The organism is Telluria sp. RT2P19 (genome assembly GCF_059685725.1).
The window spans coordinates 458,672-485,403 of sequence record NZ_JCASIL010000001.1 but is presented as its reverse complement, the minus strand read 5'-3'; the positions used below and the strand labels follow the sequence as shown (position 1 = coordinate 485,403).

Genomic DNA, 26,732 nt, shown 5'->3' with positions numbered 1-26,732 from the left:
CCGGAACCGTTGCAGATGATTGGCCTGGCCATGGCGGTGGCACCGTTCGCAGGAGCAATCTGGACAGCGGCGCAGTGGAGCGCGAATCTCGGCAATGAGCGCGATTATCCGGTCGAGTCCGGCTGCAGGGTGGAGAGCGTCGAGTAGTTGCAGCCGCTGAGGCTGGTTCAACAATGGCAGTTGTGCAACCAGCTTTTTGAACCGGGGCGCCTTCACGATTCACTCCTATGGACGACGATAGGGGTTGGACCGCCGGGCAGCTCAACAGTTCAACGCTCATCCATATTTAACGTGTACATCGCCAATAAAAAGGGCGGCCTTCGCAGGCCGCCCTTTCAGCTTGCATGCTCACGAACAGTTCAGTGCCCCGACGCTCCGGCTGCACCGATACCGGTCTCGGCGCGCACTTCCTGCGCCTCGAAGCCGGCGCGGTCGATGCGCGCGCGGGGGCCCTTGTCGGTGATCGAGAAGATCCAGATGCCGAAGAAACCGACCGCCATCGAGAAGATCGCCGGCGAGGCATACGGGAAGATCGCTGCGCCATTGCCCAGCACGTCGACCCAGACCGATTTCGACAGGACGGTCAGGATGACGGCGGTGGCCAGGCCCAGGAAGCCGCCCACGGTGGCGCCGCGGGTGGTGCAGTCTTTCCACAGCACCGACATGAACAGCACCGGGAAGTTGGCCGAGGCGGCGATCGCGAAGGCCAGCGACACCATGAAGGCGACGTTCTGCTTCTCGAAGGCGATACCCAGCAGCACGGCGATGATGCCGAGGCAGATGGTGGTGATCTTCGATACTTTCAGCTCGTTGGCGCTGGTTGCCTGGCCCTTCTTGAATACGGTGGCGTACAGGTCGTGCGAGACCGCCGAGGCGCCCGACAGGGTCAGGCCGGCCACCACCGCCAGGATGGTCGCGAAGGCCACCGCCGAGATGAAGCCCAGGAAGACGTCGCCGCCGACGGCTTGCGCCAGGTGGACCGCCGCCATATTGTTACCGCCCAGCAGGGCGCCGGCAGCGTCCTTGAAGGCCGGGTTGGTGCCGACCAGCACGATCGCGCCGAAGCCGATGATGAAGGTCAGGATGTAGAAGTAACCAATCCAGGTGGTGGCCCACAGCACCGACTTGCGCGCCTCCTTGGCGCTCGGGACGGTGAAGAAGCGCATCAGGATGTGCGGCAGGCCGGCGGTACCGAACATCAGCGCCATGCCGAACGAGATGGCCGAGATCGGATCCTTGATGAAGCTGCCCGGGCCCATGATGGCGTCGCCCTTGGCGTGCAGTTCGGTGGCGGACTGGAACAGTTGCGACGGGCTGAAGTTGTACTGGGCCAGTACCGAGAACGCCATGAACGATGCGCCCGACAGCAGCAGCACGGCCTTGATGATCTGCACCCAGGTGGTGGCGGTCATGCCGCCGAACAGCACGTAGACCATCATCAGGATGCCGACCAGCACCACCGCGATCCAGTAGTCCAGGCCGAACAGCAGCTTGATCAGCTGGCCGGCGCCGACCATCTGCGCGATCAGGTAAAAGGCCACCACGACCAGGGTGCCGGACGCCGCGAACACGCGGATCGGCTTCTGGGCGAAGCGGTACGAGGCCACGTCGGCGAAGGTGAAGCGGCCCAGGTTGCGCAGGCGCTCGGCCATCAGGAAGGTGATGACCGGCCAGCCGACCAGGAAGCCGATCGCGTAGATCAGGCCATCGAAGCCGTCCAGGAACACGGCGGCCGAGATACCCAGGAACGATGCGGCCGACATGAAGTCGCCCGCGATCGCCAGGCCGTTCTGGAAGCCGGTGATGCCGCCGCCAGCGGTGTAGAAGTCGGACGCCGAGCGGGTCTTGGCGGCGGCCCACTTGGTGATGAACAGCGTGCCCACGACGAATACCGCGAACATGGTGATCGCGGTCCAGTTGGTGGCCTGGCGGGTCGCCTGGCCGAGGTCGGGAGCGGCGTGGGCGACGCCGGCGGCTGCCAGCAGTGCCAGCGCGGCGACGGTGCAAGAAGTCAGCGAGCGGTTCATCATGCACCCACCTTCGCCTTGATTGCGTCGCTCAGTTCGTCGTATTCGCGGTTGGCGCGACGGACATAGATGCCAGTGATGACGACCGTGAAGACAATGACGAACAGGCCGAGGGGAATGCCCCAGGTCATGACGCCGTCACCGATGCGGGAACCCATGAACTCCTTGTTGAAAGCGACCAGCAGCGTGAAGCCGTAGTACACGATCATCATGGCCCAGGTCAGCGTCCAGCCGAACCTGGAGCGGGTCTTCTTGAGCTTGAGGTAATTCGGGTCGCTCTTGACCCTTTGTACAACGTCTTGATCCAATTTTGTCTCCTGATTTTCTTAGGTAATGCCTTTGCGGCTGAGACCCATCCTACGGGCGTCCCCTTACCGTATTCTTACGGCATCGATCTAATTGACCTGTCGTTCGGTAACGTGGATGTTTCAGTTTGAAACATTCGCATTGAAAATGCACTAGACTTGCAACATGAATGCTCCCCGCTCCGCTGCGGGCGCCGACGACAAGCCCGTTATCTGGACGGTCTCGGTCTCGCGCCTGTCCGACCTGTTCCGCGACATCACCGTCGAATACGACCACCTGGCGTCGATCGAGCCGCTGCACCTCGGCTTCGACGAAGCCGCCAAGCACATCCGCGAACGCCTGGCCAGCGAGCACTGCGACGTGGTGATCGCGGCCGGCTCGAATGCCGCCTGGCTCAAGGGACGCGTGTCGGTGCCGGTCGTGGCCGCCAAGGCCAGCGGCTTCGACGTATTGAAGGCGCTGGCGCGGGCCAGGCGCGTATCGACCCGGATCGGCGTGATCAGCTACCAGGCGCCGCTGCCCGAGCTATCCGATTTCGCGGCCACCTTCGGCCTCGACCTGGCCCAGCGCACCTACGTCACGCGCGAGGATGCGCGCGCGGCGGTGCACGAGCTCAAGGCCGAGGGCATCGGCGTCATCGTCGGCGCCGGCCTGATCACCGACCTGGCCGAGGAAGCCGGCCTGACCGGCGTGTTCCTGTACTCTGCCGCCTCGATCCGCCAGGCCTTCGACGATGCGCTGGAGCTGGCGCGCCTGACCCGGCTCGAGGCCGGACGCGGACGGCGCAAGCAACACGACCAGCGCGCGCGGCGCGGCCTCAACGACCTGCGCGGCGATTCGCCCGCGATGGAGCGCCTGCGCCAGGGCGTGGTGCTGTACGCGCGCTCGCCGAGCACGGTGCTGATCGAGGGCGAGACCGGCAGCGGCAAGGAACTGGTGGCGCAGGCGATCCACCGCGAGAGCCCGCGCCGCGGCGCCAGTCGCCCTTTCGTGGCGGTGAACTGCGGCGCGATCGCCGAATCGCTGCTGGAGTCGGAACTGTTCGGCCACGAGGAAGGGGCGTTCACCGGCGCGCGCCGTGGCGGCCATGCCGGCCTGTTCGAGGCGGCCAATGGCGGCACCCTGTTCCTCGACGAGATCGGCGAAATGCCGCTGGCCCTGCAGACCCGCCTGCTGCGCGTGCTCGAAGAGCGCGAAGTGATGCGGGTCGGCGGCACGCGCCCGGTGCCGATCGACGTGCGGGTGATCAGCGCCACCCACTGCGACCTCGAGGCGCGGGTGCGCGACGGTCGCTTCCGGGCCGACCTGTTCTATCGGCTGGCGGTGCTGCGCCTGGCCTTGCCGCCACTGCGCGCGCGGGCGCCGGACATCGCGCCGCTGGCCGAATGGTCGCTCAAGCAGGCACTGGCCGCGCTGGACGCGCGTCCGCATCCGAACCTGGCGGCCGAGATCGCGGCCTGCGCGCCGCTGCTCTCGTCGTACGCCTGGCCGGGCAATGCGCGCGAGCTGCGCAACCTGATGGAACGGGTCGCGCTGTTCCTGGCGGCCGAGCCGTTGCAGGCCTTGACGCCCGCATTCCTGCTGACGGTAGCGCCGGAACTGGCGCGCCGCCCGGCGCTCAGCGGGTCCGCAACCGACGCGTCGCCCTCCCCGATCCCGCCACGCGAGTCGGTCGCCGCCGTGCTGGCCCGCTTCGGCGGGCAACGCGATCTTGCCGCCCAGCACTTGGGCATCAGCCGTACGACCCTGTGGCGCCGTCTGAAGTCGGAAGCGTCGCCCAACACTGAATAACACTTTAAGCAGCTCCAAAGCAGCGCTCGACAAAAGCTCGTATCATGTTTTCTTTGCATGATCCGGCGCCGATCCGCGCCAGCTCATCGTAACGAACCGGTCCGCGCCCCTGCGCCACCTGCGCCAGCGGGATCCGGCCACACGGAGGCAATATGCAACATGCGTCGCAAGCTGCACTGTTTTCGCTGATCGGCGATACCCCGCTGGTCGAGGTCACCCGGATCGATACCGGTCCCTGCCAGCTGTTCCTCAAGCTCGAATCCCAGAACCCGGGCGGCTCCATCAAGGACCGCATCGGCAAGACCATGATCGAACAGGCCGAACACGACGGCCTGCTGCAGCCGGGCGGCACCGTGGTCGAGGCCACCGCCGGCAATACCGGCCTGGGCCTGGCGCTGGTGGCGCGCATCAAGGGCTACCGGGTCGTGCTGGTGGTACCCGATAAAATGGCGGCCGAGAAAATCCTGCACCTGAAGGCGCTCGGCGCCGAAGTCCACCTGACCCGCTCCGACGTCGGCAAGGGCCATCCCGAGTACTACCAGGACTACGCCGCGCGCCTGGCGAAACAGATTCCCGGCGCCTGGTTCGCCGACCAGTTCAACAATCCGGCCAACCCGCGCGCGCACGAGACCGGCACCGGTCCCGAACTCTGGGACCAGACCAACCACAAGCTCGACGCCATCGTGGTCGGCGTCGGCTCGTCAGGCACCCTCACCGGCCTGTCGCGCTACTTTAAAAAGACCCAGCCGCTGCTCGAATTCATCCTGGCCGACCCGCAAGGCTCGATCCTGGCCGAATACGTCAACACCGGCCACGTGTCGCGCCATGCGGGATCCTGGGCGGTCGAAGGCATCGGCGAAGACTTTATTCCTGGCATCGCCGACCTGTCGCGCGTCAAGACCGCCTATACCATCAGCGACGAAGAAAGCTTTTCCACCGCCCGCCTGCTGCTGCAGCAAGAGGGCATCCTGGCCGGCTCCTCCACCGGCACCCTGCTGGCGGCGGCGCTGCGCTACTGCCGTGCGCAGACGCGCCCGAAACGGGTGGTCACGTTCGTCTGCGACACCGGCACCCGCTACCTCTCCAAGGTGTACAGCGACGGCTGGATGGTCGACCAGGGCCTGATCACGCGCCCGCAAACGAACGACCTGCGCGACCTGATCGGCCGCCGCCACGACGCCGGCGAAGTGATCACCCTGTCGCCCGACGACACCCTGCTCACCGCCTTCAACCGCATGCGCGCGAGCGACCTGCAGCAATTGCCGGTGGTCGACGGCGACGGCCGGCTTCAGGGCCTGATCGACGAATCCGACCTGCTGCACCAGGTGACGCAAGATACCGCGCGCTTCAATGCGCCGGTGTCCGGCACCATGACGGCCAAGCTGCAGACCCTGCATCCGACGGCCAGCATGGGCCAGCTGCGCGAGATCCTCGACCACGGCCTGACCGCCGTCATCGCCGACGGGCCGGCCTTCTATGGCCTGATCACGCGCTACGACCTGCTCAACCATCTGCGAAGGACCCTGTCTTGACCAATCCAATCGACTTCAAGCGCCATCTGGCCACCCGCGTCATCCACGGCGGCCAGGCGCCCGAACCGGCGACCGGCGCCGTGATGCCGCCCATCTTCGCCACCTCGACCTTCCGGCAAGAGAGCCCCGGCGTGCACAAGGGCCTCGACTACGGCCGCTCGCACAACCCGACGCGCTGGGCGCTCGAGCGCTGCGTGGCCGACATCGAGGGCGGCCGCGCGGCCTTCGCCTTCGCCTCCGGGCTGGCGGCGATCGCGGCGGTGCTCGAGCTGCTGCCCGCAGGGTCGCACATCGTGGCCGGCGACGACATGTATGGCGGCACCTACCGCCTGTTCGAACGGGTGCGCCGTGACAGCGCCGGCCTCACCTTCAGCTATGTCGACCTGTCCGATCCCGACGCGCTGGCCGCCGCCATCACGCCCGGGACGCGCATGGTGTGGGTCGAGACCCCCACCAACCCGATGCTCAAGCTGGCCGACCTGACCGCGATCGCCAGCCTGTGCCACGCGCGCGGCCTCATCAGCGTGTGCGACAACACCTTCGCCAGCCCGATCAACCAGCGCCCGCTGGACCACGGCTTCGACATCGTGGTGCACTCGACCACCAAGTACATGAACGGCCACTCGGACGTGATCGGCGGCGTGGCGGTGGTGGGCAGCGGCGACGCCCAGACCGGGCTGGCCGAGAAGCTCGGCTTCATCCAGAACGCCGTGGGCGCGATCCAGGGACCGTTCGACAGTTTCCTGGTGCTGCGCGGGATCAAGACCCTGGCCCTGCGCGTGGAGCGCAGCAACGCCAACGCCCTGCTGCTGGCCAGCTGGCTCGAGCAGCAGCCGCAGGTGGCCAAGGTCTACTACCCCGGCCTGGAATCGCATCCGCAGCACGCGCTGGCGCGGCGCCAGATGCACGGCTATGGCGGCATCGTCTCGATCGACCTCGAGACCGACGTCGACGGCGCGCGCCGCTTCCTGGAAGCCTGCGAGGTGTTCACGCTGGCCGAGAGCCTGGGCGGCGTGGAAAGCCTGATCGAGCACCCTGCGCTGATGACCCATGCCAGCATTCCGCCCGAACGGCGCGCCGAGCTGGGCATCGGCGACGGGCTCATTCGCCTGTCGGTCGGGATCGAGCATGTCGACGACCAGCGCGAGGATCTGCGGCGGGCGCTGGCGGCCATCTGAGGCCGGGCGTCAGAACTTCTCGGCCGGCGTGACCGTGTCCGTGTAGAACACCGCGTCGTACGCTTGCGCCGGGACGATTTGCCTGGAAACCGTCCCGAATTCGCGCACCGTGGTTCTCTCGGTGAACCAGGTGGTCGACGGCCCGCTCGCGGCCCGTGAAAAGTCGACCAAGGCGTATTGCAGGCCGCCGTTGGCGAGGACGGCTTCGAGCGTGCCCGGCTGCGGGGCCGGCACCGGGGATGGCGGATTCTGGCCGTTGACGACCATGCCACGCCCCATGTAGAAGCCGACCGTGTACATCTCGGCCCGCCGCCGCTGCGCGAGCAGCTCGCCCATGCTGGTAAATCCGCCCGGCGCCTGCGCATGCGTGACGTGCAGGTTGTGGGCCCACGATGACCTTGCGCCCCGGATAGAGCGTGTCGAGCAAGGCATCGAGCTGTTCGGCCACGCCCGCGTGGCGCACGGCGTTGCCCGCCCTGTCGTCGAAGGCATCCCAGCTCTCGCGCTGGCGCGCCAGCCAGCCCCGAGCGCGCGCAGTCTGGATTTCCACCTCGATATCGAACGCCGCGTATCCCGCCGCCAGCAGTTGCGCACGGCGCTCGGCAAGCGCCCGGGAAACCTCCGCATAGAAAGCCTGGACCGCCGCGCTGCGCTGGGCCGTGAGCATGTTGCTGGCCATGAGTTTCTGATCATGTTCCGCCACGCGTGGCGCCAGCGTCGCGTCGGCGATCGCGAGCATGCCTCGCAGCCGCGCCTTGTCCAGGAACGGTGCGCTGAACTGGACATCGATACCGGCCAGCGCCAGCGGCCTGTCGCCCTTGCGCTGCGCCGTCAGGTAGTCGAACAGGCGTTCCACCTCGGTGGTGTTCCAGATCGAAAACAGGCAGCGCCGCATCACCTCGCGCGCAGGCAATACCCCGATCTGCCGGTCGGCGTCGATGCACTGGTCGAACGATCCTTCGAAGGCGAGCACATCGAAGCCCATTTCCTGGTGCAGGAACTTGATCAGCCTGACCTTCGCCCAGTTGGATTCGGCCACGCCGTGCGAAGCCTCGCCCAGCTGAACCAGGCGCTTGCCATGCAGCAGCGGCTTGAGGAATTGCAGGTCGTTGAAGTCGTCGCTGAACAAGGAACGGACCGGGTGGCGCCGGGCCATCACATCGGCGCGCCACGTAGCGCTGATGGGCGGCATGGCGCCAGGCGCGATGGCGAGCGCCGCATCACCCTGCAACTGTTGCGACGGCCGGGGGCGCGGCGCCACCACCGGCGGCCCATGGACGGGCACCGTGACCGATGCGTCGACCGCCAGTGCGAGCCGCTCGACCTGGATGCTGCCCTCGCCGCGCATCCCGAGGTGGATCTCGATGCCGGTCGCATTCGGTGGCACCGGCACCCGCACCTCGACCTGCTGCCAGTCGGCGGCGCCGTTGGCCAGCCTGGGACCGTTCGCGTGGTCGGCGATGATGCCGTCCGGGCCCTGCAGCCGCACCGCCACGAAGGCGAACTCTTTCAGGCCCTGCGCGCGAAAGCGGGCGGAGACCATCACATCGTGTCCGGCGGCGCTGCCGGGGGCGATCCGCTGGAACACCCCGCCAACCCACCTGGCGTCGGGACGGCCTTGCACATGAAGGACGCAGGTGGCAGCGCACTCGGTGCGCACATCATGGCCGGCGCCGACCTGCATCCAGCCGGCAGGCCCGGCGCCGGCGGCGTCGCTGCGCTCAAACGCAGGATTGACGAGCGTGGGTGGGCCGGCCGCCGGCGCGGCGCAGGCGCACGCGGCCAGCAGCAAGGCAGTCAACAAGACAGGGAATCGGTTCATCGATCGGCGCTTCGTGGCATGGCATGCCAGCATAGCCAAGAACCGCGATCGAATAAGCGCACATAGTCACGCCGGCGCTGCCGCGCGTCACGCGGCTTCGAGCAGGCGCTGTCGTGGCTGCTCCGGCGCGGCTAGTGCACCACGCAGCTTGAAGGTCGCCACCAGCGCCGACAGTTCGGCCGCCTGCTGGCGCATCGAGGCCGCCGCCGCCGCGGCCTCTTCCACCATCGCGGCGTTCTGCTGGGTCGACATGTCGATCTCGGCGATCGCCCGGCTCACCTGCGTGACGCCCTCGGCCTGGCCGGCGCTGGCGGTATGGATCCGGCCCAGGATGCCCGCCACCTCATGCACGTGCTGCAGCATGGCGCGCATCGTCGAACCGGCCGACTCGGCCATGCCGGTGCCGGCCTCGATTTCGCTCGACGACTCACCGATCAGTTTCTTGATTTCCTTGGCCGCGCCCGCCGAATGCTGGGCCAGGTTGCGCACTTCGGACGCCACCACGGCGAAGCCGCGGCCTTCGCTGCCAGCGCGCGCGGCTTCGACCGCCGCGTTCAGCGCCAGGATGTTGGTCTGGAAGGCGATGCTGTCGATCATGCCGGTGATGTCCACGATGCGCGCCGCCGACGCCTTGATCGCTCCCATGCGCGCCACCAGCTGTTCGACCGCCCTCGCCCCTTCGGTCGCCACGCCGGACGCGGTCTGGGCCAGGACATTGGCCTGGCGCGCATTGGCGTTGTTGCTGGCGATGGCCTCGCTTAGTTCGTCCATCGCGCTCACGGTCTGGCGCAGCGCGTCGGCCTGGCGTTCGGTGCGGGTCGACAGGTCCTGGTTGCCTTCGGCGATCTCGCTCGAGGCCGAATCGATCGCCTGGGCCCCGACCAGCACCTGCGACACGGTGCTCGAGACGCCATGGGTCATGCCGTTCAAGGCGTCGAACAGGCGGCCGATCTCGTCGCTGCGCTGGTGGTCGATGGTCGGGCGCAAGTCGCCGCGCGCCACCTGCTCGGCCAGCATCGCGGCCTGCTGCAGCGGCACCACCAGGTCGCGGCTCAAGGCCCAGGCCAGGCCGACGCCGACCAGCAGCGCCGCCGCGCCCAGGGCCAGCAGCAGGATCTTGCTGAAGCTCGATGTGGCCGCCGAGGCGTCGGCCAGGCGGTGCGCTTCGCCGCTCTCGTAGGCAAGCAGCGCTTCCAGCGCGCCGATCCTGGCCTGGTAGCCCGGCTCCCATTTCCTGGTCAGCGTTTCTTCGACCAGGCCGGTCTGGCCCAGGTCCTTGGCCTTGAACAGCGCCTCCTGGACGGGGCGAAGCGCGGCCTTGTAGCGGGCAGCGTCCTGCAGCAGCGTGCGTTCGCGCTCCGACACCGGCAGCCTGGCCAGTGTCGCTTCGATGGTGGCAGTACGCTTGCGGCCGTCGGCCAGCTGGGCCTGGAAGTAGTCGGCCAGTTCCAGGCTGTCGCTGCGTGCGATCGAGGCGGTGCGCGAGCCGTTCAGGCGCTCGATGCCCAGCAGGTCGGATACCAGCTGCTGCTTGGCGAGCTTGTCGTCGACGAGGTTGGCGGTGATGACATCCGCCGCGTGCATGCGCCACACGGCGACGGCCGCAATGACCACGATCACGAGGGACAGGATGCCGAAGGCGCCGGTGAGCTTGGCGGAAGTATTGAGTTGTGCGGGTCGCATTGTGAGTCCGTGAGGAGGTGGGACAACGATGCGGACAGTGTAAAAATGTTATATGACACGTGTATGAACCCACATTCCAGGAAATATCATTATTTCCATGGAAATTTGATTCTAGAGATATCAATATTGTCGATCGATCGATACGCCGTTGCGACAGGCGTAAAAAAAAAGCCCGCGGCACTTGCGTGCGCGGGCTTTTGGACAACGCCAGTCTTGCGGACAGCGTTTATTCGATCTCGACCGTCTCGGCCGGGGCCGGCGGCGGCAGTGCGTCGCCTTCCGGGAACTCGAGGACCACATCGTCCTTCTCGTTCAGGTCGACCGTGACGCGACCACCGTTGACCAGGCGGCCGAACAGCAGCTCGTCGGCCAGCGCCTTGCGGATCATGTCCTGGATCAGGCGCGACATCGGACGTGCACCCATCGCTGGATCGAAGCCCTTGGTGCCGAGGAACTTGCGCAGCTTCTCGGTGAATATCGCTTCGACTTTCTTCTCATGCAGTTGTTCTTCCAGCTGCATCAGGAACTTGTCGACGACGCGCAGGATGATGTCTTCGTCCAGCGCGCGGAAGCTGATGATCGCGTCCAGCCGGTTGCGGAACTCCGGCGTGAACATGCGCTTGATGTCGACCATCTCGTCGCCGGTCGCGCGCGAATCCACGAAGCCCAGCGAGCGCTTGGTCAGGCTTTCGGCGCCCGCATTGGTGGTCATGATGATGATCACGTTGCGGAAGTCCGCCTTGCGGCCGTTGTTGTCGGTCAGGGTGCCGTGGTCCATCACCTGCAGCAGGATGTTGAAGATGTCCGGATGGGCCTTCTCGATCTCGTCGAGCAGCAGCACGGTGTGCGGCTTCTTGGTGATGGCCTCGGTCAGCAGGCCACCCTGGTCGAAGCCGACGTAGCCCGGCGGCGCGCCGATCAGGCGCGAGACGGCATGACGCTCCATGTACTCGGACATGTCGAAGCGCACCAGTTCGATGCCCAGGATGAAGGCCAGCTGCTTGGCGACCTCGGTCTTGCCGACACCGGTCGGGCCCGAGAACAGGAAGGAGCCGATCGGCTTGTCGGTCTTGCCCAGGCCGGCGCGCGCCATCTTGATCGCGGCCGACAGCGCGTCGATCGCGGGGTCTTGCCCGAACACGACGTTGCGCAGGTCGCGGTCGATCGTCTGCAGCTTGCTGCGGTCGTCCTGGTTGACCGTTTGCGGGGGAATCCGCGCGATCTTGGCGATGATGTCCTCGATCTCGGTCTTGCCGATGGTTTTCTTTTGCTTCGACTTCGGCAGGATGCGCTGGGCGGCACCGGCTTCGTCGATGACGTCGATCGCCTTATCGGGCAGGTGACGGTCGTTGATGAAACGCGCCGCCAGCTCGGCCGCGGTCGACAGCGCCGAGGCCGAATACTTCACGCCATGGTGCTCTTCGAAGCGCGACTTGAGGCCGCGCAGGATCGCCACCGTCTGCTCGACCGACGGCTCGTTGACGTCGACTTTCTGGAACCGGCGCGACAGCGCATGGTCTTTCTCGAACACGCCGCGGAACTCGGTGAACGTGGTCGCGCCGATGCACTTGAGCTGGCCGTTGGCCAGTGCCGGTTTCAGCAGGTTCGATGCGTCGAGCGTGCCGCCCGAGGCCGAGCCGGCGCCGATGATCGTGTGGATCTCGTCGATGAACAGGATGCCGTTCGGCGTGTCCTTGATCTGCTTGAGCACGGCCTTCAGGCGCTGCTCGAAATCGCCGCGGTACTTGGTGCCGGCCAGCAGCGCGCCCATGTCGAGCGAGAACACGACGGCGTTCTGCAGGATCTCTGGCACGTCCTCTTGCACGATGCGCCAGGCCAGGCCTTCGGCGATCGCGGTCTTGCCCACGCCGGCCTCGCCCACCAGCAGCGGATTGTTCTTGCGGCGGCGGCACAGGATCTGGATCACGCGATCGACTTCTTCCTCGCGGCCGATCAGTGGATCGATCTTGCCGTCGGCAGCCGCCTTGTTCAGGTTCTGGGTGAACTGGTCGAGCGGCGACTCCTTGGCCTGGCCTTCGACCTGCGCTTCTTCCACGCCTTCGGACGCCTTCTGGGTGTCCATTTGCTGGTCCTTGCGCACGCCGTGCGAAATGAAATTGACCACGTCGAGACGGGTCACGCCCTGCTGGTGCAGGTAGTAAACAGCGTGCGAATCCTTTTCGCCGAAGATCGCCACCAGCACGTTGGCGCCGGTGACTTCCTTCTTGCCGTTCGAGGCCGACTGCACGTGCATGATCGCGCGCTGGATCACGCGCTGGAAACCAAGCGTCGGCTGGGTGTCGACCTCGCCCGTGCCAGGCACGGTCGGGGTGTTATCACCGATAAAATTAGTCAAGGTCTTGCGCAGGTCTTCGATATTGACCGCGCACGCACGCAGGACTTCGGCGGCCGATGGATTATCGAGGAGCGCGAGCAGCAGGTGTTCCACGGTGATGAATTCGTGGCGTGCCTGTCGTGCCTCGACAAAGGCCATGTGTAGGGATACTTCAAGTTCCTGCGCAATCATACTTCCTCCATCACGCACTGCAGGGGATGCCCGGCCTTGCGCGCATGCGTTAAGACAAACTCCACTTTGGTACACGCTATATCTTTGGAAAACACCCCGCACACGCCTTTACCATGACGGTGAACCGAGAGCATGATCTGGGTTGCGGTCTCGCGATCCTTATTGAAATATTCCTGGATCACGGCGACCACGAACTCCATCGGCGTGTAGTCATCGTTCAATAGCGCCACCTGGTACAGCGGAGGCGGTTTGACGGTCTGCCGCTCAAGCAGTTGTTCAGTATCGTGCTTCGTTGCCATGGGGTTATTCTAATACTTCCGCGGTTGGTGCCAAGCGTAAACATCAGCTCGTTTTCTGGTGTTTCCATCTTACGCGTTTTCAGATATTTGCGCAGATGGCGTTCCGATTGCCGAAATCAAGACCGTGGATGGGTTGGGGTCTGAAATATTTGGCTACAGGCACGTAAAAGCTCTTGACTTCAGTGATTATTCCACCAACAATGCAGTTATTGACATTGTACTTATGTACTTGTTGATAAGAAGTGAGCAGGCTGAGGAGGGGGCAAGAAGCTTCTTGCTTTTATGGCTCGTGTGATTTGTTAAATTTGAAAGTTCTTTTATGGCAACTGGTACTGTTAAGTGGTTCAATGATTCCAAAGGCTTTGGCTTCATCACTCCTGATGACGGCGGCGAGGATTTGTTCGCTCACTTCTCCGCGATCAACATGAACGGTTTTAAGACCCTCAAAGAAGGTCAAAAAGTCCAATTCGAAGTCACGCAAGGCCCTAAAGGCAAGCAAGCTTCCAATATCCAGGGTATGTAATATCTCCCCTCCCGGAAGCGAAGAACCCCGCGCCTAGCGGGGTTTTTTTTTGCCTGTCAGGCAGGCTTTTCGCCATGCGTGAAGCCGCTCGCGTGCACGAATGCCTGGGCCTCGGCCAGGATTTCCTGCAACTGGTCGCCGCTCACCGCATCGGGCATCCCTTCGATGCTGTTGTGCTGGAGAGCGTCCAGCGCCCCGTCGTAGCGACGCAGCAGCGCGCCCGCCCGCGCGGCCAGGTCGGGCGCGAGCGCACCCGTTGCCGCCGCCGCGCGCAGGCGCTCCGGATCGACGTGGCGCTGGAAAGCATAGATGAACCGTCCGATTCGCTCGTATCTGGCCTGGGTGATCGATTCATCGCTCATGGTTTCTCCTGGTAGCATATCGAATGAAGCCTACATATTCTCGATCATGACATCGCCGAAGCCCGAGCACGACACCTGGGTCGCGCCTTCCATCAGGCGCGCGAAGTCATACGTGACCTTCTTCGACACGATTGCCCTGCCCATCGACGAGATGACCAGATCGGCCGCCTCGCTCCAGCCCATATGGCGCAGCATCATCTCGGCCGACAGGATCAGCGAACCCGGATTCACGTAATCCTTTCCGGCGTATTTCGGCGCCGTGCCATGGGTTGCCTCGAACATCGCCACCGAATCGGACATATTCGCGCCCGGTGCAATGCCGATGCCGCCGACCTGGGCCGCCAGCGCATCCGAGATATAGTCGCCATTCAGGTTCAGCGTGGCGATCACGCTGTATTCCATGGGGCGCAGCAGGATTTGCTGCAGGAAGGCGTCGGCGATCGAGTCCTTGATCATGATGTCGCGCCCGGTCTTCGGGTTTTTCACCCTGCACCACGGGCCGCCGTCGAACAGTTCGGCGCCGAATTCCTTTTGCGCCAGCGCATAACCCCAGTCGCGGAACGCGCCTTCGGTGTACTTCATGATATTGCCCTTGTGGACCAGGGTCACCGACGGCTTGTCGTTGTCGATGGCGTACTGGATCGCCTTGCGCACCAGGCGCTCGGTACCTTCGCGCGAGACCGGCTTGATGCCGAGCCCCGAGGTTTCCGGGAAGCGGATCTTGTTGACGCCCATGTGCTCGGACAGGTAAGCGATCAGCTTGCGCGCGCCTTCCGAGCCGGCTTCCCACTCGATGCCGGCGTAGATGTCTTCGGAATTCTCGCGGAAGATGACCATATCGGTCTTTTCCGGCTGCTTGAGCGGCGACGGCACGCCGGTGAAATACCGCACCGGACGCAGGCAGACGTACAGGTCGAGTTCCTGGCGCAGCGCGACATTGAGCGAGCGGATGCCACCGCCGACCGGCGTCGTCAGCGGACCCTTGATCGAGACCACATAATCCTTCAATACGTCGAGCGTCTCGGCCGGCAGCCAGGTGTCGGCGCCATAGCGCCGGGTTGCCTTCTCGCCGGCGAAGATTTCCATCCAGCTGATCCGGCGCGCACCGCCATAAGCTTTGTCCACCGCCGCATCGACTACCTTGATCATGACGGGCGTGATGTCCACGCCGGTGCCGTCGCCCTCGATGTAGGGAATGACCGGATTGTCCGGGACGTTCATGGTCGAATCGGTGTTGACCGTGATCTTGCTGCCGTCGGCCGGGACGGTGATATGCTGGTACATCGCGTGTTCTCCCAGGTGGGCGGCGGTCGGCATGGCGAACTCGATTACAATACTGCCCCGATTCGCCTGCACTCCGCCAATCCTCTATAAGACATAAGATGGCGTGCGTTTTATTATGCCTCAGTATTCTGCCATATCGGCACGCTATTGACCGACAGGCGCCCCTTGTCCGCTTTTGACGTTATCCGATGCCCCTGATCCTCTTCAATAAACCATTCCAGGTCCTGTGCCAGTTTTCGCCCCAGGAAGGCCGTGAATCGCTGGCCGACTACCTGAACATTCCAGGCATCTACCCCGCCGGCCGGCTCGACGCCGACAGCGAAGGCCTGATGCTCTTGACCGACGACGGCAAGCTGCAGCACAAGATCGCCCACCCCGACCACAAGGAGGCCAAGACCTACCTGGTGCAAGTGGACGGCGTGCCCGACGCCGCCGCGCTGGCGCGCCTGCAGGCGCCGCTCGACCTGGGCGATTTCGTGACCCGCCCCTGCCGCGCGGTGCGCATCGCCGAACCCGGATGGCTATGGCCGCGCAATCCGCCGATCCGGGCGCGCCACGACAAGCCGACCGGCTGGATCGCGATCACGCTCGAAGAAGGCAAGAACCGGCAGGTGCGCCGGATGACGGCGGCGGTGGGCTTCCCGACCCTGCGCCTGGTGCGCAGTAGTATCGGGCCGTTTTCGCTGTCGACCCATCCATTGATGCCGGGCGAGCACACCGAGGTCTATCTGCCGGGTTGACGCGGCCGGCGAGGCGGCCCTGGCGCCGCCCCATCAAGCTGCGCTCCATATGAAAAAACCCGCCGACCTCACGGTACGGCGGGTTTTTCATGCACGCTTCGGGTTACGCCAGCGATTCCAGCGCTGCGTTGAAGGTCGCGCTCGGACGCATTACCGCGCCGACCTTGGCCTCGTCCAGCTTGTAGTAGCCGCCGATGTCGGCCGGCTTGCCCTGCACTTCCAGCAGTTCGGCGACGATCTTGGCTTCGTTATCGAGCAGCTGCTTGGCCAGTGGCGCGAACTTCGCGGCCAGTTCGGCGTCCTCGGCCTGCGCGGCCAGTTCCTGGGCCCAGTACATCGACAGGTAGAACTGGCTGCCGCGGTTGTCGAGCTCGCCGGTCTTCGGCGATGGCGACTTGCGGTTGTCCAGCAGCTTGCCGGTGGCCGCATCGAGGGTCTTGGCCAGCACCTTGGCCTTGTTGTTGCCGGTCTTGATGCCCAGGTCTTCCAGCGAGACGGCCAGGGCCAGGAACTCGCCCAGCGAATCCCAGCGCAGGTGGTTCTCTTCGACCAGCTGCTGCACGTGCTTCGGCGCCGAGCCGCCGGCGCCGGTTTCGTACATGCCGCCACCGGCCATCAGCGGCACGATCGACAGCATCTTGGCGCTGGTGCCCAGTTCCATGATCGGGAACAGGTCGGTCAGGTAGTCGCGCAGGATGTTGCCGGTCACCGAGATGGTGTCCAGGCCGCGCTTGACGCGCTCCAGGGTGTAGCGCATCGCGCGCACCTGCGACATGATCTGGATGTCCAGGCCGCTGGTGTCGTGATCCTTCAGGTACACCTTGACCTTCTTGATCAGTTCATTCTCGTGCGGACGGTACGGGTCGAGCCAGAACACGGCCGGCATGCCCGAGTTGCGCGCGCGGGTCACGGCCAGCTTGACCCAGTCGCGGATCGGCGCGTCCTTGACCTGGCACATGCGCCAGATGTCGCCCTGCTCGACGTTCTGGCTCATCAGGACTTCGCCGGTGGCGAGGTCGGTGATGTTGGCCACGCCGTCCTCCTGGATCTCGAAGGTCTTGTCGTGCGAACCGTATTCTTCGGCTTGCTGGGCCATCAGGCCGACGTTCGGAACGGTGCCCATGGTCTTCGGATCGAAGGCGCCATGCCATTTGCAGAAGTTGATGATCTCCTGGTAGATACGGGCGAAGGTGCTCTCGGGGATGACGGCCTTGACTTCCTTCAGGCGGCCGTCGGCGCCGTACATCTTGCCGCCGGCGCGGATCATGGCAGGCATCGACGCGTCGACGATCACGTCGTTCGGCGAATGGAAGTTGGTAATGCCCTTGGCCGAGTCGACCATGGCCAGTTCAGGACGGTGTTCCTGGCAGGCGTGCAGGTCGCGGATGATTTCTTCGCGCTGCGACGACGGCAGGTCGGCGATCTTGTTGTACAGGTCGGCCATGCCGTTGTTGACATTGATGCCCAGGCTGTCGAACAGGGCGCCGTGCTTTTCGAACGCTTCCTTGTAGAACATGCGCACGCAATGGCCGAACACGATCGGGTGCGAGACCTTCATCATGGTTGCCTTGACGTGCAGCGAGAATAGCATGCCGGTCTGGTGCGCATCTTCGATCTGGGCTTCGTAGAAGTCCAGCAGGGCCTTGCGGCTCATGAACATCGAATCGATGATCTCGCCGGCCTGCAGGGCGACCTTCGGCTTCAGGACGATGGTCTGGCCGCTCCTGGTGATCAGTTCCATCTTGACTTCGCGCGCCGCGTCGAGGGTCATCGACTTCTCGCCGTGGTAGAAGTCGCCGTGGGTCATGTGCGACACGTGGGTGCGCGACGCCTGCGACCATGGCTGCATCGAGTGCGGGTTCTTGCGTGCGTACTCCTTGACGGCGCGCGGCGCGCGGCGGTCCGAGTTACCTTCGCGCAGGACCGGGTTCACGGCCGAGCCGATGCACTTGCCGTACTTGGCCTTGATCGTTTTTTCTTCGTCGGTCTTCGGATCCGCCGGATAGTCGGGGATGTTGTAGCCCTTTTCTTGCAGTTCCTTGATCGCGGTGGTCAGCTGGGTGACCGAGGCGCTGATGTTCGGCAGCTTGATGATGTTTGCTTCCGGCGTGAGCGTCTTCTGGCCCAGGTCGGCCAGCGCGTCGGGTACGCGCTGTTCCGGAGTCAGGTTCTCCGGGAAGGCGGCCAGGATACGGGCCGCAACCGAGATGTCGCTGGCTTCGACGTTGATGCCGGCCGGCTTGGTGAAGGTGCTGACCACGGGCAGGAAGGCGTGGGTCGCCAGCAGCGGCGCCTCGTCGGTCAGGGTGTAGATGATGGTCTGATCACTGCTCATGCACATTTTCCTCGGTAGTCGCGAACGCTGTCGCGAGTATAAAACTGACAATTGGCCACAGGCCAAAACCCTGGCGCACCGCCTTGGCGCTCCGCCTTGGCGCACCGCGCTGATGCCGGACATTCTACCCCTCCCGACCCCGGGATGGGCAGATCGCAAAGGGATGACCACCAGGAGTGAGCCTTCGCGTCGTCGCGGAAGCGCGCTCAAGTCTTCTATAAGACATAAGACGCGCCATATTATGCCCGAGCTTTGCACGGGACACCAGTTTTTAAGCGTTTGGCAAGGCGATGTACTCGTTAAATATGGATGAGGACGGATCCGCAAAAGCGGCGCGCCAAGCAAAAAAACCCGCCAGGACCGAAGTCGGGCGGGTCTTTCCAACTGCACAGAACTTTGCCGTCGCGGCCCAAGGGCCGCGTCGCAAACGGCTATTAAGCCGACAGTGCTTTCAGGGCTGCAGCCAGGCGGCTCTTGTGACGCGCTGCCTTGTTCTTGTGGATGATCTTTTTGTCAGCGATGCTGTCGATCTTCGACACGGATTGCTGGAAGATGGTGGTCGCAGCTGCCTTGTCGCCAGCCTGGATGGCTTTGCGGACGGCCTTGATTGCGGTGCGCAGGGTCGAACGCTGCGACGAGTTGTGTGCGTTTTGCTTAACTGCTTGACGAGCGCGTTTGCGCGCTTGTGCGGTATTTGCCATGGAATTTCCTAAATCGGGGTCAAGTTGCGTTTGCAAACATTAGCGACTGTCAAACTGGCGCCGGGGTGAGCTATGCGGTGCCTGCCCAACGATATTAGTGTCTGCTAACAGAATTCAGTACAGCCCATGATTATAGCGAAGGTTTCAATTCGGAGCAATTCATTATTCACGCACTGTCGGTTTACCGTCCCTTCGGGCGTGCCGGTCGGTACCGCCGCCGTTACCGCGCAACGCGTCCGTACGGGACGAGTTGCCCAAGTATAATCTTGCGCCATGAACCTGCTCAGAACCCTCGCCGCCATCTCCAGCATGACCATGCTGTCGCGCATCACCGGCCTGCTGCGCGAAAGCCTGTTCGCGCGCGCCTTCGGCGCCTCGGCCTATACCGATGCCTTCATCATCGCCTTCCGCCTGCCGAACCTGCTGCGCCGCCTGTTTGCCGAAGGCGCGTTCTCGCAGGCCTTCGTGCCCATCTTGTCGGAATATAAAACCCAGCACGGCGAGCCGGCCACCAAGACCCTGGTCGACCACGTCGCCACCGCCCTGATCTGGGCCACGGTGCTGACCAGCATCGTCGGCATCATTGGCGCCCCGCTCCTGATCACGCTGCTGGCGGGCGACCTGCGCGAGACGCCCGGCGCCTACGACGCCTCGGTGATCATGACGCAGATGATGTTCCCGTATATCGCCTGCATGTCCTTCGTGGCCCTGGCCGGCGGCATCCTCAATACGTGGCGCCAGTTCAAGGTGCCTGCTTTTACCCCTGTATTGCTGAACTTGTCCTTCATTTTCGCCTCGCTGGTGCTGGTCAACTACCTGGAGCAGCCGATCTATGCGATGGCGATCGCGGTCTGCGTCGGCGGCCTGCTGCAGGTGGCGATCCAGATTCCCTCCCTGGTCAAGATCGGCATGCTGCCGCGCATCTCCATCAACCCGATGCACGGCCTGCGCGACGCCGGCGTGCGGCGCATGCTGCGCAAGATGGGACCGGCCGTGTTCGCCGTGTCGGCGGCCCAGATCAGCCTGTTGATCAATACCGGCATCGCGGCCAGCCTGGCGGCCGGCGCCGTCTCGGCCCTGCAGTATGCCGACCGCCTGATGGAATTTCCCACCGCGATGCTGGGCGTGGCCCTCGGCACCATCCTGCTGCCGTCGCTCTCCAAAGCGAACAGCGAAGGCAATAGCGAGGAATATGCGGCCCTGCTCAACTGGGGCCTGCGCCTGACCTTCCTGCTGGCGCTGCCGGCGGCGGTGGGCCTGGCGACGCTGGCCGAGCCGATGATCGCCACCCTCTTCCACTACGGTAAATTCGACGATGCGGCGTTGGCCAACTCGGCCATGCCCCTGATGGCCTACAGCGCCGGGCTGCTGGGCATCATCCTCGTCAAGATCCTGGCCCCGGCCTTCTATGCGCGCCAGGACGTCAAGACGCCGGTGCGCATCGCGATCATGGTGCTGTTCGCGACCCAGTTGATGAACCTGCTGTTCGTGTTCGTGCTCGACCTGGGCGTGGCCGGCCTGGCCCTGTCGATCGGCCTGGGCGCCTGCATCAACGCCACCTGCCTCTACATCGGCCTGCGCCGGCGCGGCATCTATGCGCCGCAGCCGGGCTGGTTGACCTTCTTCGTCAAGCTGGCCGTCGCCGTCGGCGTGATGGGGGCTCTGGCCTGGTTCGGCCAGGCGCAGTTCGACTGGGCGGCGATGAAGGCGACCCCGAGCTTGCGCATCGGCGCCCTGCTCGCCATCATCACTGCCTGTGCCTTCGCCTATTTCGCCGTGCTGGCGGTGCTGGGCTTCAGGCCGCGCGACTTCCGCCGCCGCGCGAACTGAGAACCTGGACCGGCAGGTTCCACGACCTGTCAGGACTTGTACTTGACGTTGCAGCCGTAAGGGCGGGTGGTGGCCTGGGCCACGTTCTCGCCCTTCACGACCGCCTCCATCGCGGTCTTGAACAGCGGGCTGGCCTTCTCGATGTCTTCCAGCTTGGCCGACGCGATGCTGTCGATGCCGCCCGCGTAGCGCAGCACGCCCTTGGCGTCGATCACGTACATATGCGGCGTGGTGCGCGCGTCGTACGCCCTGCCGACCGTGCCTTGCGGGTCGAGCAGCACGGCCGTCGGCGCGGCGTTGCGGCTGGCCGTCAGCTCATCGGCCTTCTTGCCGTCCACGAAGCCCTGCTCGCCCGGCGCCGACGAGATCACGCTCAGCCAGACCACGCCGGCATCCTTCGCCTGCTTCTGCAGGTTCGGCATATTCGCCTGGTAATGCTTCTTCACGTAGGGGCAATCGTGGTTGGTCCATTCCAGCACCACGGTCTTGCCCTTGAAGTCGGCCAGGCTGTGCTGCTTGCCCTTGGTGTCGACCGCCGTGAAGGCGGGGGCCGGCTGGCCGATGGCTGGCGCGGCCAGCGCCGGGACGCAAGCCCCGCCGAGCAGCAGGGCCGCCATCGATACCGTGGTGCGCAGCATGGCGCGGCGAGAGGAAGCTTGCATGATATCTCCTTGTGAATGAATGATTACTGCCCGAACGACTCGGTGACAATGGCCTGGGTCAGCACCGGCGGCAAGACCACCGCTTCCCTCCCGGCCGGATAGAAGGCATAGAACGGCAGGCCGTCGCGCCCGAACGATTGCAGGAAGGCCGTGATGGCGGGATCGCGGTTGGTCCAGTCGCCCTTCATGTAGACCACGCCGCCATCCTTCATGGCCTGCTGGACGGCGGCGCTCGACAAGGTCGTGCGCTCGTTGACCAGGCAGGTGATGCACCAGGCGGCGGTCAGGTTGACGAACACCGGCTTGCCCTCGGCGCGCAGCGCGGCCAGGCGCGCGGCGCTATAGGGTTCGGCCTGCGCGGATTGCGCAGGGGCTGCTGCGGCCTGTGGCCCGGCGCCATGCAGCATGACCATCAGGCCAGCGATTCCCGCCACGCCGGCCACTGCCGCGCCGCGCGGCCACCAGCGTCTTGTCGTTCCATGCTGGGCCAGGCCGGCCAGCCAGCCGACCAGGCCGACCAGCACCAGTCCGGCCAGCGCCATGCGCAGGCCGGCCTCGCCCGCCTGCTGGGCCAATACCCACAGCAGCCAGGCCGCGGTCGCATACATCGGGAAAGCCATCGCCTGGCGCAGGGTCACCATCCACGCGCCGGGCCGCGGCAGGCGCCGGGCGACGGATGGGAAGACGCCCAGCAGCAGGAACGGCAGGGCCAGGCCGAGGCCCATCGTCGCAAACACCACCAGGCTGACATAGGCCGGCGCCACCAGCGCCGAACCAATGGCGGCGCCCATGAATGGCGCGGTGCAGGGCGTGGCCACCACCACCGCCAGCAGACCGGTGAAGAAGCTGCCCGCATGGCCCTTGCGCTCGGTGAGGCCCTGGCCCGCGCCGGCGAGCGCGCCGCCGATCTCGTACACGCCGGACAGGTTCAGGCCGATCGCCAGCATCAGCCAGCACATCGCCGCCACGAACAGCGGCGACTGGAACTGGAAACCCCAGCCGACGGCGCTGCCGCCCGCGCGCACCGCCAGAAGCGCCAGGGCAAGGGTCATGAAGGCGCCCAGCACGCCCAGCGTGTAGAACAGGCCGGACAGGCGTACCTCGCGCCGGTCGCCGCCGGACATGCCGGCCACCGCCGTGGCCTTGATCGCCAGCACCGGGAACACGCAGGGCATCAGGTTCAGGATCAGGCCACCCAGGAAGGCGAACAGCGCCATCTGCCACAGCGGGAGCGTGGCCGGCGCATCGGTCATGGCTGGCGCCGCCGCGGCCGGCGTCAGCTCGAGTGCGAACCAGCGTTTCTGCCCACCGCCGTCCGTGACCGCCAGCAGGCCGGCGGATGGGCCAGGCGTATACCCCTGGCCCTTGGTCGTCGCCAGCGTGAGCCTGCCCTCCTCCACTTTCAGGGCCTGGTCGGCGACGTGGTCGACGATGCCCCAGCTGTCCGGGAAGTACAGGGCCGATTGCACCGTGGCCGGCGCGATGCCTTCGCCCTCGACCGTCAGTTGCAGGGTCGATTCGCCGACGCTCGCCGTGGCGCGCCAGTCGGCAGGCTGCGGCTGGCGTGCGTCGGCGATCCTGAATGCGGCCCGGATATCGGCGCTCGCCGGACGCGCGCTCGCCTCGACCGGTAGCGCCAGGCGGAACTTGCCTTCCTCCGGGATGCACTCCTTCTCGCACACCACCCAGTCGGCATTCGCCTCGAGTACCAGCTGGCTGCCGGGCCGCGCATCCTGCGGCACCTTCAGGGCCATCGGGAACACGATCTCGTTCTCGTAGCCATAGCTGGCGACCGGGCCGATGATGAAGCGGTCGGGACCCGGCCAGGCGATCTCGCCGACCGTGGCGCCGGCCGGCGCGTCGAAGCTGATGGTCGGCGGCGAGCCGGCATCGCCCGGATTCTTCCAGTAGGTGTGCCAGTGCGGCGCCAGGCGCTGGCGCAGGCCGATGCGCAGCGCCTGGCCCGGGCTGACGGCGGCGTACTCGCTCACCAGCGACACCGTGGCGCGCGGGCTTTGCTGCACATTGCTCTCTGTCGCAACGGCCAGCGCCGGCGTCAATACAAGAAGCAGTGCAGCGGTCAGGGTGCGCCAGGAAGACCGGGCGGCGGTTGCAAGAGATCCGGGCATCAGTTGGTCAAGCGTTGGTGGCGTTGGCGGATAAGCGGGTCCGATAGTCGGTGACAAAACTAACACGTTCCTGCCTCCGTGGGCAATCGTCCCAGAACTGTCAACACATCGGACGACATCCTGACTTTCGGCACATGCGCACGTCGCCGCGGCTTCCGATAATCGGCCCACTCGCAGCGTCTTGGGGGCGCCGCGATTCAACCAGAACCGGGAAAACAACCATGCAAAAAATCGTCCATGCCGCCGCCTTCATCGTCATCCTCGCCGGCGCCGGCGCAACGCAAGCGCAGGAACGCGGCTACATCGGCCTGAGCCTCGGCCCCTCGAAGGGCAGCGTCACGAACGCCGACGGCCAGCGCATCGGCCAGGAAAACGACGTCGTCGCGTTCAAGGGCTATGCCGGCTACGCACTGAACCGGCACCTCGCCATCGAGGGCGGTTACGCGGGCACGACGGGCAAGTTGCGCTTCGAGGGCGAGCGATTCGGCGCCGCCACCGATCCGCGCGCCGACATGAGCGCCTTCTATGTGGCGCTGCGCGGCAAGGTCGCCGTCGGGGCTTCGGTCGACATATTCGCCAAGCTGGGCGTGGCGCGCAACCGGTTCGAGCTCACCGGCGCCGGCGCACGGGACTTCGACGTGACCGCCGTCAAGCCGATGCTGGTGGTGGGCATCGCCTGGCGCGTGACCGACCAGGTGGCGCTGACGGTGGAGCTGGAACACTACGGACGCGTGCGCGAAGGGAACCGCCGCTTCGTCCAGAACCGCGCCCAGGCCGGCGTCCAGTTCGGCTTCTGAGGCGAACGGCAAGAACGAGCAGACTTTCCACAATGCATCTGCGAAAATGCTGCTCCCTTCGCCCGCCTTGCACACCATGACGCCCGCGCCCGCCGCCAACCGCATTCCGCACATCCCGCCCTGGACGTTCGCGTTCGCCGCCGCACTGCTGTTCGCAGGCCTCGAGATCGGCGCCGTCCTGAGCGCCGGCGTGGACCGGGCTGCCCTGCATAACCCGCTCGGCCTGGCCGCGCTGGCGCTGGTGGCCGGGCCCCAGGAATGGATGGCCTGGACCGGCGGCACGCAGCGGCCGTCCGTCTTCCAATCCTATGCGATCGCGAAGGCGGCGTTCGCACTGGTTGCCGTGCCGGCAGCGGCGGCCGCCTGTGCGACCCGCTCTACGCGGCGGCGCGCGGCGCTGCTGGCGCTGCAGATGGCGTGCGCGCTGGCGCTGGACTCCACGCCCTTTCACCTACTCGTGGCCGTGCAGCTCGGCATGCTGCTGCCGCTGCGCACGGCGCTGGCATGGCTGGCGACCCAGTACCTGCTGGGGGCCGGCATCGATCTGCTACTGGTGCTCGATCTCGCGCAGCGCCTGGCGCAGCCGCCGCAATGGCCGCTGCTGGGCTACCTGTGCGCCGAGCGCGCGGTCGTCGTCGCCGGCTTCGCCGCCGTCGGCCGCCTGGTCCTGTACGAGCGCCGTACTCGCCAGGCGCTGGCCGCGGCCCACGCCCAAGTGGTGGCGACCCAGTCCCTGCTGGCCGATACCGTCCGCGGGAGCGAACGGCTGCGCATCGCACGCGACCTGCACGACACGGTCGGCCACCACCTGACGGCGCTGAACCTGCATCTCGACCTCGCGCTGCGCCAGGCGGGCAGCGCCGTTCCGCCAGCCCTCCCCACTGCCCGCGCCGTCGGCCAGGACCTGCTGGCCCAGGTGCGCAGCGTGGTCACCAGCACGCGCGACGACCGTCCGATCGACCTCGGGCAAGCCTTGCGCATGCTGTGCGCGGGACTTCCCGCCCTGACAGTCGACCTGCGCATCGACGCCGAGGCCGCGTGCCAGCCCACGCCGGCCGCGCACGCGCTCTTTTGCTGCATCCAGGAAGCCATTACGAACACGCTGCGTCACGCGCAGGCAAGGCGACTCGAGATCGTCCTCGAGATCAGCGACGGCATGACGGCTGTCCGCGTGTCCGACGACGGATGCGGCAAATCCGGCGCCGCCGAAGGCAACGGCCTGCGCGGCATGCGCGAACGCCTGGCCGAACTGGGCGGCACGCTGGACTGTCGGCCCGCGGACGGCAGCGGCGTCTCGCTCGAGATGCGCGTGCCGCAGGCCCGGAGCCAGGCATGATCCGCGTCGGCCTGGTCGACGACCAGACCCTGGTGCGCAGCGGCATCCGCGGCTTGCTGGACCTGACCGATGACATTCGCGTCGTGGCGGAAGCAGCCGACGGCGTGGCGGCGCGCGCGATGCTGGCCGTGCACGGCCTCGATGTGCTCTTGCTCGACGTGCGCATGCCCGGCTGCGACGGTCTTGAACTGCTGCGGCATCCACCCACGGCGCTGCCGCCGACGATCATGTTGACGACCTTCGACGACGACGACGCGCTGTTCGAGGCAATGCGCGCCGGCGCGCGCGGCTTCCTGCTGAAGGACATTTCACTCGAACGGCTGGCGGAGGGCGTGCGCGCCGTGGCCGGCGGGGCCACCCTGTTCCGGCCCGGCCTGACCGAACGGGTACGCGCCTCCTACCAACCCATGCAGGCGGCGCCGGCGGCTGCCGGTGCGGCCGGAGTGACGCGCCGCGAAATCGAGATCCTCGCCCTGATGGCCGGCGGCCTCAGTAACGCCGAGATCGGCGCCGCCCTCGGCCTGAGCGAGGGCACGGTCAAGAACCACGTATCGAGCATCCTGTCCAAGCTGGGGGTGCGCGACCGCGTGCGTGCGGTCCTGCGCGGCATCGAGCTGGAACTCGTCTGACTCACCTCAGGCCGGCAACGTGGCTTCCGGCTCGGGCTCCGGCTCGGGCGTCGGTTCGGGTTCGGGCGGGGCGCGGGATCGGGCGCTGGCTCGGGTTCCGGCGCTGGCGCCGGCGCGGGAGGCGCTTCCACTGGCGCCGGTTGCTGCGCGGGCGGCGCCGGCTGCGCGCCGGGGCCGCCCGACTGCGTGCTCGTGACCGCCGGCGCCAGGCTGCGCTCGTTCGCGCCGAAGCGCCACTC

Annotated in this window: 20 protein-coding genes and 2 pseudogenes; 9 read left to right on the top strand and 13 right to left on the bottom strand. The window is 65.8% G+C overall.

All coding sequences use genetic code 11. From position 1 onward, the window contains the following. The 3 genes and pseudogenes from AC56KW_RS02095 to AC56KW_RS02085 form a co-directional block, all read right to left on the bottom strand. Positions 1-216, bottom strand: a pseudogene (locus AC56KW_RS02095) (IS1595 family transposase); the annotation flags it as partial. Positions 217-359: 143 nt separating this feature from the next. Continuing rightward, positions 360-2,030, bottom strand: coding sequence for a cation acetate symporter (locus tag AC56KW_RS02090; RefSeq protein ID WP_497169062.1), 1,671 nt, complete (start codon positions 2,028-2,030; stop codon positions 360-362). Beyond that, positions 2,027-2,335, bottom strand: coding sequence for a DUF485 domain-containing protein (locus AC56KW_RS02085; protein ID WP_497169061.1), 309 nt, complete (start codon positions 2,333-2,335; stop codon positions 2,027-2,029). The genes AC56KW_RS02090 and AC56KW_RS02085 overlap by 4 nt, the downstream gene beginning before the upstream one ends. Before the next feature lie 163 nt (positions 2,336-2,498). Here AC56KW_RS02085 and prpR point away from each other — a divergent pair, with 163 nt between their 5' ends. The 3 genes from prpR to AC56KW_RS02070 all read left to right on the top strand — a co-directional run bounded on the left by prpR (position 2,499) and on the right by AC56KW_RS02070 (position 6,834). Next, a complete protein-coding gene (gene prpR / locus AC56KW_RS02080) occupies positions 2,499-4,124 on the top strand; it encodes a propionate catabolism operon regulatory protein PrpR (protein ID WP_497169060.1) in 1,626 nt (541 codons plus the stop codon). A 152-nt stretch (positions 4,125-4,276) separates the two neighbouring features. Further along, positions 4,277-5,656: a pyridoxal-phosphate dependent enzyme gene (locus AC56KW_RS02075; protein WP_497169059.1), complete on the top strand. Its 1,380-nt coding sequence runs from the start codon at positions 4,277-4,279 to the stop codon at positions 5,654-5,656. Continuing rightward, positions 5,653-6,834, top strand: coding sequence for a trans-sulfuration enzyme family protein (locus AC56KW_RS02070; protein ID WP_497169058.1), 1,182 nt, complete (start codon positions 5,653-5,655; stop codon positions 6,832-6,834). Before AC56KW_RS02075 ends, AC56KW_RS02070 begins: the two co-directional genes overlap by 4 nt. A 9-nt stretch (positions 6,835-6,843) precedes the next feature. On the opposite strand, the pseudogene AC56KW_RS02065 reads toward AC56KW_RS02070, so the two are convergent. The 4 genes and pseudogenes from AC56KW_RS02065 to clpS form a co-directional block, all read right to left on the bottom strand. Then, positions 6,844-7,819, bottom strand: a pseudogene (locus AC56KW_RS02065) (erythromycin esterase family protein). A 924-nt stretch (positions 7,820-8,743) separates the two neighbouring features. Next, positions 8,744-10,339 carry a methyl-accepting chemotaxis protein gene (locus AC56KW_RS02060; protein ID WP_497169057.1) on the bottom strand — a complete coding sequence of 532 codons (1,596 nt, stop codon included), beginning with the start codon at positions 10,337-10,339 and terminating at the stop codon, positions 8,744-8,746. A gap of 226 nt (positions 10,340-10,565) precedes the next feature. Continuing rightward, positions 10,566-12,866: an ATP-dependent Clp protease ATP-binding subunit ClpA gene (gene clpA, locus AC56KW_RS02055; protein ID WP_497169056.1), complete on the bottom strand. Its 2,301-nt coding sequence runs from the start codon at positions 12,864-12,866 to the stop codon at positions 10,566-10,568. Continuing rightward, positions 12,863-13,165 (bottom strand): ATP-dependent Clp protease adapter ClpS, encoded by a 303-nt coding sequence (gene clpS / locus AC56KW_RS02050; RefSeq protein ID WP_020653505.1) that lies wholly within the window; start codon positions 13,163-13,165, stop codon positions 12,863-12,865. The genes clpA and clpS overlap by 4 nt, the downstream gene beginning before the upstream one ends. 319 nt (positions 13,166-13,484) lie before the next feature. On the opposite strand from clpS, the gene cspE reads away from it, so the two are divergent. Then, complete coding sequence (gene cspE, locus AC56KW_RS02045; protein ID WP_020653506.1) at positions 13,485-13,688, top strand: transcription antiterminator/RNA stability regulator CspE; 204 nt, start codon at positions 13,485-13,487, stop codon at positions 13,686-13,688. Positions 13,689-13,744: 56 nt separating this feature from the next. On the opposite strand, the gene AC56KW_RS02040 is transcribed toward cspE, so the two are convergent. Beyond that, positions 13,745-14,050 carry a hypothetical protein gene (locus AC56KW_RS02040; RefSeq protein WP_497169055.1) on the bottom strand — a complete coding sequence of 102 codons (306 nt, stop codon included), beginning with the start codon at positions 14,048-14,050 and terminating at the stop codon, positions 13,745-13,747. A 30-nt stretch (positions 14,051-14,080) separates the two neighbouring features. After that, positions 14,081-15,334, bottom strand: a complete 1,254-nt coding sequence (icd, locus tag AC56KW_RS02035; protein ID WP_497169077.1) for an NADP-dependent isocitrate dehydrogenase — start codon at positions 15,332-15,334, stop codon at positions 14,081-14,083. A gap of 188 nt (positions 15,335-15,522) precedes the next feature. Between icd and AC56KW_RS02030 the strand changes: the two genes are divergently transcribed. Continuing rightward, the gene (locus AC56KW_RS02030) at positions 15,523-16,074 is read left to right on the top strand and encodes a pseudouridine synthase (RefSeq protein ID WP_497169054.1); all 552 of its coding nucleotides are present in this window, start codon (positions 15,523-15,525) and stop codon (positions 16,072-16,074) included. Between the two features lie 103 nt (positions 16,075-16,177). Here AC56KW_RS02030 and AC56KW_RS02025 read toward each other — a convergent pair whose 3' ends face one another. Continuing rightward, positions 16,178-18,409: an NADP-dependent isocitrate dehydrogenase gene (locus AC56KW_RS02025; protein ID WP_497169053.1), complete on the bottom strand. Its 2,232-nt coding sequence runs from the start codon at positions 18,407-18,409 to the stop codon at positions 16,178-16,180. Between the two features lie 434 nt (positions 18,410-18,843). Further along, entirely contained in the window at positions 18,844-19,110 is a 267-nt protein-coding gene (gene rpsT / locus AC56KW_RS02020) for a 30S ribosomal protein S20 (RefSeq protein WP_005669248.1), read from the bottom strand. A 273-nt stretch (positions 19,111-19,383) separates the two neighbouring features. Between rpsT and murJ the strand changes: the two genes are divergently transcribed. Beyond that, positions 19,384-20,940: a murein biosynthesis integral membrane protein MurJ gene (murJ, locus tag AC56KW_RS02015; protein ID WP_497169052.1), complete on the top strand. Its 1,557-nt coding sequence runs from the start codon at positions 19,384-19,386 to the stop codon at positions 20,938-20,940. A 29-nt stretch (positions 20,941-20,969) separates the two neighbouring features. Here murJ and AC56KW_RS02010 read toward each other — a convergent pair whose 3' ends face one another. Both AC56KW_RS02010 and AC56KW_RS02005 read right to left on the bottom strand, forming a co-directional pair. Next, the gene (locus AC56KW_RS02010; protein ID WP_497169051.1) at positions 20,970-21,602 is read right to left on the bottom strand and encodes a redoxin domain-containing protein; all 633 of its coding nucleotides are present in this window, start codon (positions 21,600-21,602) and stop codon (positions 20,970-20,972) included. A 23-nt stretch (positions 21,603-21,625) separates the two neighbouring features. Then, on the bottom strand, positions 21,626-23,731 hold the full coding sequence (locus tag AC56KW_RS02005; RefSeq protein WP_497169050.1) for a protein-disulfide reductase DsbD family protein: 2,106 nt from the start codon (positions 23,729-23,731) through the stop codon (positions 21,626-21,628). A 221-nt stretch (positions 23,732-23,952) separates the two neighbouring features. Here AC56KW_RS02005 and AC56KW_RS02000 point away from each other — a divergent pair, with 221 nt between their 5' ends. From AC56KW_RS02000 to AC56KW_RS01990, 3 genes are read left to right on the top strand one after another with little or no spacing between them, the layout of a single operon-like run. Then, positions 23,953-24,528 carry an outer membrane beta-barrel protein gene (locus tag AC56KW_RS02000; protein WP_497169049.1) on the top strand — a complete coding sequence of 192 codons (576 nt, stop codon included), beginning with the start codon at positions 23,953-23,955 and terminating at the stop codon, positions 24,526-24,528. Between the two features lie 46 nt (positions 24,529-24,574). Continuing rightward, the gene (locus AC56KW_RS01995) at positions 24,575-25,864 is read left to right on the top strand and encodes a sensor histidine kinase (RefSeq protein WP_497169048.1); all 1,290 of its coding nucleotides are present in this window, start codon (positions 24,575-24,577) and stop codon (positions 25,862-25,864) included. Beyond that, positions 25,861-26,493 (top strand): response regulator, encoded by a 633-nt coding sequence (locus AC56KW_RS01990; protein ID WP_497169047.1) that lies wholly within the window; start codon positions 25,861-25,863, stop codon positions 26,491-26,493. The genes AC56KW_RS01995 and AC56KW_RS01990 overlap by 4 nt, the downstream gene beginning before the upstream one ends. Positions 26,494-26,732: the final 239 nt, after the last annotated feature.

What these genes read in the sequence shown, in the direction of transcription:
- AC56KW_RS02060 (WP_497169057.1), bottom strand. Translation starts at nt 10,339, where the DNA reads ATGCGACCCGCACAACTCAATACTTCCGCCAAGCTCACCGGCGCCTTC.
- rpsT (WP_005669248.1), bottom strand. Translation starts at nt 19,110, where the DNA reads ATGGCAAATACCGCACAAGCGCGCAAACGCGCTCGTCAAGCAGTTAAG.
- AC56KW_RS02040 (WP_497169055.1), bottom strand. Translation starts at nt 14,050, where the DNA reads ATGAGCGATGAATCGATCACCCAGGCCAGATACGAGCGAATCGGACGG.
- icd (WP_497169077.1), bottom strand. Translation starts at nt 15,334, where the DNA reads ATGTACCAGCATATCACCGTCCCGGCCGACGGCAGCAAGATCACGGTC.
- murJ (WP_497169052.1), top strand. Translation starts at nt 19,384, where the DNA reads ATGAACCTGCTCAGAACCCTCGCCGCCATCTCCAGCATGACCATGCTG.
- clpA (WP_497169056.1), bottom strand. Translation starts at nt 12,866, where the DNA reads ATGATTGCGCAGGAACTTGAAGTATCCCTACACATGGCCTTTGTCGAG.
- AC56KW_RS02010 (WP_497169051.1), bottom strand. Translation starts at nt 21,602, where the DNA reads ATGCAAGCTTCCTCTCGCCGCGCCATGCTGCGCACCACGGTATCGATG.
- AC56KW_RS02030 (WP_497169054.1), top strand. Translation starts at nt 15,523, where the DNA reads ATGCCCCTGATCCTCTTCAATAAACCATTCCAGGTCCTGTGCCAGTTT.
- AC56KW_RS01995 (WP_497169048.1), top strand. Translation starts at nt 24,575, where the DNA reads ATGCTGCTCCCTTCGCCCGCCTTGCACACCATGACGCCCGCGCCCGCC.
- AC56KW_RS02025 (WP_497169053.1), bottom strand. Translation starts at nt 18,409, where the DNA reads ATGAGCAGTGATCAGACCATCATCTACACCCTGACCGACGAGGCGCCG.
- AC56KW_RS01990 (WP_497169047.1), top strand. Translation starts at nt 25,861, where the DNA reads ATGATCCGCGTCGGCCTGGTCGACGACCAGACCCTGGTGCGCAGCGGC.
- AC56KW_RS02090 (WP_497169062.1), bottom strand. Translation starts at nt 2,030, where the DNA reads ATGATGAACCGCTCGCTGACTTCTTGCACCGTCGCCGCGCTGGCACTG.
- AC56KW_RS02075 (WP_497169059.1), top strand. Translation starts at nt 4,277, where the DNA reads ATGCAACATGCGTCGCAAGCTGCACTGTTTTCGCTGATCGGCGATACC.
- AC56KW_RS02000 (WP_497169049.1), top strand. Translation starts at nt 23,953, where the DNA reads ATGCAAAAAATCGTCCATGCCGCCGCCTTCATCGTCATCCTCGCCGGC.
- AC56KW_RS02005 (WP_497169050.1), bottom strand. Translation starts at nt 23,731, where the DNA reads ATGCCCGGATCTCTTGCAACCGCCGCCCGGTCTTCCTGGCGCACCCTG.
- clpS (WP_020653505.1), bottom strand. Translation starts at nt 13,165, where the DNA reads ATGGCAACGAAGCACGATACTGAACAACTGCTTGAGCGGCAGACCGTC.
- cspE (WP_020653506.1), top strand. Translation starts at nt 13,485, where the DNA reads ATGGCAACTGGTACTGTTAAGTGGTTCAATGATTCCAAAGGCTTTGGC.
- prpR (WP_497169060.1), top strand. Translation starts at nt 2,499, where the DNA reads ATGAATGCTCCCCGCTCCGCTGCGGGCGCCGACGACAAGCCCGTTATC.